The sequence below is a fragment of the Streptomyces sp. NPDC055078 genome, from assembly GCF_053607985.1.
Genome location: NZ_JBSGUP010000572.1, coordinates 1 through 5,394 on the forward strand (window position 1 = coordinate 1; position 5,394 = coordinate 5,394).

General features: G+C 69.0%; 4 protein-coding genes. 1 reads left to right on the forward strand and 3 read right to left on the reverse strand.

What is annotated here, in order from left to right; translation table 11 throughout:
- Nucleotides 1-116: 116 nt before the first annotated feature.
- The gene (locus ACWF94_RS32265) at nt 117-1,727 is read right to left on the reverse strand and encodes a solute symporter family protein (RefSeq protein WP_453496614.1); all 1,611 of its coding nucleotides are present in this window, start codon (nt 1,725-1,727) and stop codon (nt 117-119) included.
- 32 nt (nt 1,728-1,759) lie between these two features.
- Nucleotides 1,760-2,131, reverse strand: coding sequence for a DUF485 domain-containing protein (locus tag ACWF94_RS32270; protein WP_453496605.1), 372 nt, complete (start codon nt 2,129-2,131; stop codon nt 1,760-1,762).
- Between the two features lie 276 nt (nt 2,132-2,407).
- Between ACWF94_RS32270 and ACWF94_RS32275 the strand changes: the two genes are divergently transcribed.
- The gene (locus ACWF94_RS32275) at nt 2,408-3,940 is read left to right on the forward strand and encodes a S8 family peptidase (RefSeq protein WP_453496608.1); all 1,533 of its coding nucleotides are present in this window, start codon (nt 2,408-2,410) and stop codon (nt 3,938-3,940) included.
- 132 nt (nt 3,941-4,072) lie between these two features.
- Here ACWF94_RS32275 and ACWF94_RS32280 read toward each other — a convergent pair whose 3' ends face one another.
- Nucleotides 4,073-4,771 (reverse strand): lysoplasmalogenase, encoded by a 699-nt coding sequence (locus tag ACWF94_RS32280; RefSeq protein ID WP_453496611.1) that lies wholly within the window; start codon nt 4,769-4,771, stop codon nt 4,073-4,075.
- Nucleotides 4,772-5,394 lie beyond the last annotated feature (623 nt).

A 5,394-nucleotide genomic window follows, 5' to 3' on the forward strand; every position in this document is an offset into this window, starting at 1 on the left:
GGCCCGGTGAGGGGCCCGCGGCACGGCCGAGCGACGGTCTCCGAGCGGCGGCACGCCCGCGTACAACGTCCATGAGCGGCGGCGCGGCCGAGCGACAGACCCTGAGCGGTGGCGCGTCAGTGGGCTCCGGTCCCGGTGAGGGACTTGACCTCCAGTTCCGCGTACTTGCCCTGGTCCGGCTTCTCCTTGGTGAGCACGGAGCCGAGCCAGCCGAGCAGGAAGCCCAGCGGAATGGAGACAAGGCCGGGGTTCTCCAGGGGGAACCAGTAGAAGTCCGCGCTCTTGAACATCGACGTGGGCTTCCCCGAGACGACCGGCGAGAAGAGCACCAGGACCACGGAGGAGATCAGTCCGCCGTAGATGGACCACAGGGCGCCCTGGGTGGTGAACTTCTTCCAGAACAGGCTGTAGAGGATCGTCGGCAGATTCGCCGACGCGGCGACCGCGAAGGCGAGCGCGACCAGACCTGCGACATTGAGATCGCGGGCGAGCGCGCCGAGCGCGATGGAGACGACACCGATGGCGACCGTAGCCCAGCGGGCCGCGCGGACCTCCTCCTTCTCGGTGGCCTGTCCCCTGCGGATGACATTGGCGTAGATGTCATGGGCGAAGGACGAGGACGAGGCGAGGGTGAGTCCGGCGACCACGGCGAGGATGGTGGCGAAGGCGACCGCGGAGATCACCGCGAGCAGGATCGCGCCACCCGCGGAGTCGACACCTCCGATGTGGAGGGCGAGCAGGGGCGCGGCCGTATTGCCCGCCTTGTTGGACGCGGTGATCTCCTGGGGGCCGACGAGCGCCGCCGCGCCGAAGCCGAGCGCGATCGTCATGAGATAGAACGCGCCGATGATGCCGATGGCCCAGTTGACGGACTTCCGGGCGGCCTTCGCGGTGGGGACCGTGTAGAAGCGGATGAGGATGTGGGGCAGTCCCGCGGTGCCGAGGACGAGGGCGATACCGAGCGAGATGAAGTCGAGCTTCGATGTCCCGCTCACGCCGTACTTGAGTCCGGGCTCCAGGAAGGAGGTGCCGGCGCCGCTCTTCTCGGCGGCCGTGCCGAGCAGATCGGAGATGTTGAAGTTGAACTTCAGCAGCACCAGGAAGGTGATGAGGAGCGTTCCCGCGATCAGCAGGACGGCCTTGACCATCTGCACCCAGGTGGTGCCCTTCATGCCGCCGATGGTGACGTAGAGGATCATCAGGATGCCGACGAGGGCGACGATCGCGACCTTGCCCGCGTCGTTGGTGATGCCGAGCAGCAGGGAGACCAGCACTCCGGCGCCTGCCATCTGGGCGAGCAGATAGAAGATGGAGACGACGATGGTGGAGGTCCCGGCGGCGGTGCGGACCGGGCGCTGGCGCATCCGGTAGGCGAGGACGTCGCCCATGGTGAAGCGGCCGGAGTTGCGCAGCGGTTCGGCGACCAGCAGCAGGGCGACCAGCCAGGCCACCAGGAAGCCGATGGAGTAGAGGAAGCCGTCGTAGCCGAAGAGGGCGATGGCTCCGGCGATACCGAGGAACGAGGCGGCCGACATGTAGTCGCCGGAGATCGCCAGTCCGTTCTGGAATCCGGTGAACTGGCGCCCGCCCGCGTAGAAGTCGGCGGCGCTCTTGGTCTGGCGGCCCGCCCAGACGGTGATGATCAGCGTGGCGACGACGAACAGGCCGAAGAGCGTGATGATCAGTGGCCGGTGCTCGGTCGTGGCATTTTCAGCCGCGAAGGGCATCAGTGAGCCCGTGGCCGATGGGAGGATGTCGCTCATACGTCCGCCTCCATCCGGGCCTTGATCGCTTCCGCCTTGGGGTCGAGCCTCGCCGCCGCGTGCCGGGAGTAGAGCCAGGCGATGAGGAAGGTGGTGGCGAACTGGGCGAGGCCGAAGACGAGGGCGACATTGATGTTGCCGAAGAGTTTGGTACCCATGAAGCCGCCCGCGTAGTTCGACAGCAGGACGTACAGCAGATACCAGGCGATGAAGGCGACGGTCAGGGGAAAGGCGAAGGAGCGGTAGGTACGGCGCAGTTCGGCGAACTCCGCGCTCTGCTGCACCTCCACGAACTGCTCTGTCGTGGGCTGGGCGGGGCTGGTGTCCGTACCGGTCGCCTGGGGCGGCGGCGGTGCATCGGTAGCCACGGAATCTCCTCGTGACGCGGGCGCGGTGGGGTGGGGAAGGGGTGACAAGAGCGGTCCTTCGTTCCTGCGGGGTCGGCGGGCGGTTTGATGGTGCTTCACCCCCTGACAAGGGCACGGAGAGCACGCCGGACCGGTTCAACATCGGCTTGATTTCTTCGCCAATTTCCACTCGAACACATTGATGGTGATCGCTTCGGGGCGCTAGCTTCGCTCGACATGTACCCGCTCATTCGCACACGGTGTCTGAGCGGTTGTCACGGATGATGTGGAGAACCCATGGCTCATCTGGGATCCAGACGCCGGCGCGCACTCGCGCTGCCCGCTGGTCTGGCGCTCATGGCCTCGCTCGGCTTCCTTCCGGCAGGCGAGGCAACGGCCGCGCCCGCCGAGGACGCACCCGCCACGGTGGTGACCGACGGCCCGAAGCTGTCGTACGTGGTGAACGTCAGGGGCGGCCACCGCACCGCCGAGGCGGTGAAGAGGGCGATAGCCAGGGCAGGCGGCTCGGTGGTGATCGCCTACGACCAGATAGGCGTCATCGTCGTCCATTCGCAGAATCCGGCCTTCGCCTCGACGGTCCGGCAGGTCAAGGGTGTCGTTTCGGCCGGTGCCACGCGGACCGCCGCGCTGAGCACCGCGACGGACACCTCGATCGCGTCCGAGCGTCCGCTCACGGCCAAGGAGGCCAAGGCGTCGGCCGCCCGCGCGGAGGCGGATCAGGACCCGCTGGAGCCGCTCCAGTGGAGCCTGCCCGCCATCAAGGCGGACCGGGCCCATCAGCGGTCGCTGGGCAGCAGGAACGTCACGGTCGCCGTCCTGGACACGGGAGTCGACGACACGCACCCCGACCTGGCGCCCAACTTCGACCAGCGCGCCTCGGCCAACTGTGTGACCGGCAAGCCGGACACGACGCCGGGGTCCTGGCGTCCGGGCCCGGACGAGAGCAGCCACGGTACGCATGTCGCCGGCACGATCGCGGCGGCCAAGAACGGCGTGGGCGTCACGGGCGTCGCCCCGGGTGTGAAGGTCTCCGGCATCAAGGTGTCGACGACGGCCGGATTCTTCTACACGGAGTCCGTCGTCTGCGGCTTCGTCTGGGCCGCTGAGCACGGCGTCGCGGTGACCAACAACAGCTACTACGTGGACCCGTGGCTGTTCGCCTGTAAGAACGACCCGGATCAGCAGGCTCTCGTCGAAGCCGTCCAGCGCGCCACCCGGTACGCCGAGCGCAAGGGCGCGGTGAACGTCGCCGCGGCCGGCAACGACCGGATGGATCTGGCGGCCGACCAGCTGACGGACCCGTCCAGCCCCAATGACACCACCCCGGCGGACCGGGTCATCGACCCCGCCGAGTGCCTGGACATCCCGACGCAGCTCCCCGGTGTCGTGACCACATCCGCGCTGGGTGCCAAGGGTCTGAAGTCGTCGTTCTCCAACTACGGCGACGACGTGATCGACATCTCCGCCCCGGGCGGCGACTCCACGGCCTTCCAGAAGCCGGACGCCCCCGCCACCGACGGCCGCATCCTGTCGACGATGCCGAACGGCCGCTACGGCTACAAGGCCGGTACGTCGATGGCCTCGCCGCATGTCGCGGGCGTCGCCGCGCTCATCAAGTCGAAGCACCCGGGGGCCTCTCCGGCCGCGGTGAAGGCACTGCTGTACGCGCAGGCGGACGACCGTGCGTGCACCGATCCGTACGACATCAACGGTGACGGCACCGTCGACGCGGTGTGCGAGGGTGACCAGGACGAGAACAGCTTCTACGGGGCGGGCGTCGCGGACGCTCTGGACGCGGTCCGCCGATAACTGCGCCGGTAGTTCCGCCTGCGGTTCCGCCTGCGGTTCCGCCGAAGAGTGGCAGGAGTCCTCCGGTTTCCTCGATCTCTTCGGTTCCTCGGTATCGGAAAGGGCCGGACACCCGTCCGGCCCTTTCTGATGTCATGACCGCGACGGTGCTCGGGCGGCCAGCACCCCGACGGTGAGCAGGACCTGTGCCGTGCTGTAGAGCAGCATGATCCAGAAGTCGGCGACGGGCGGCCGGGGCCATCCCGCGACCCCGGTGGCGATGATCAGGTCCGAGATCAGGAACAGCGCCCCGCCCGCGCCCGTGACGACCCCAAGGGCGCTCGCCCGCCAGGCCATGACGGTCAGCAGCAGCGCGTACCCGGCGACGGGAACGCGCAGTCCGGCGGGCAGACCGGGCCACAGGAGAGTGACGGCGACGCCGAGCAGAACGCCGTAGAGGGGCGCCAGACCCCTGGGCGTACGGCCCCGGCCGTAGAGGCGCAGGGGTCCCTTCGGCGTACGGCCGCGGCCGAAGACCGCCAGGTAGCACAGGTGTCCCGCCGCGAAGGACGCCATGCCGAGGACGAAGGCGAGATCGGTGCCGAAGAGCAGGAACACATCGCCGCCCCAGCCGAACAGCAGCGCGGCGACGAGCAGACGGGGACCGCCCCGTACGGCCGTATAAGCGGCGAGCAGCGGCATCAGCAGCGGCTTGGCGACCCGGTGGCCGAGGACGGAGTCCAGCAGAAGCGAGCCGAGATCGGCGAGTACGGCGACGGCGAACGCGGTGAGCAGCAGCAGGCCGAGGGTTTCGCGCCTGCGGACCGCCGTACGCGGGCGCCGTGCGCTCATACGCCCCGCTCCACGGCGGCGAGCGGGACAGCGGCGAGCGGGACAGCGGCGGGTATCGGCCAGGGGACGGCAGCGGACGGGTTCGGCATGTCTGCACCGTAGATGCGGTGGCCCGACCGGGGCCAGAGTTTGTTACCCGCAAGTATTCGAGATGGGTCGTCAGAGGGATCGGGTCATCGGCGCCGAGGCCGGGGCCGGGGGCCGGGTCCACGATCGCCGCGGCGACAGCCCTCAGGGGAGCAACCGGGGGAACTGCCGCGCGAGGTGCGGAAGTCGCGCCGAACCGGCTCGCGGGGGGGAACCGGCCACGACACAGCCCTCGTTCACGAATGACCGCTGAAAACGGCGTAGCTCAGCGCCGGGGTGAGCGGGACGGACCGCGCTCCCGGGCGGCGGCCAAGGGGTCCGGGTGGCGTCACCGCGGAAGGCCCGACGGAGGTGCCCGCGCGGGTGTTCCGGCTCGCCCGCGCGAGGGGCGCATCAGGGGCGCGAAAGGGCACAAGAAGCGTACAGGGCAGGCGGATCGAGCGTTGTCAGTGGGGGCCCGTATTCTCTGTGACCATGCTCGACGACAGCAGCACAGCAGCGACGACGTGGCCGACCGCATACCCCCAGGGGTATGC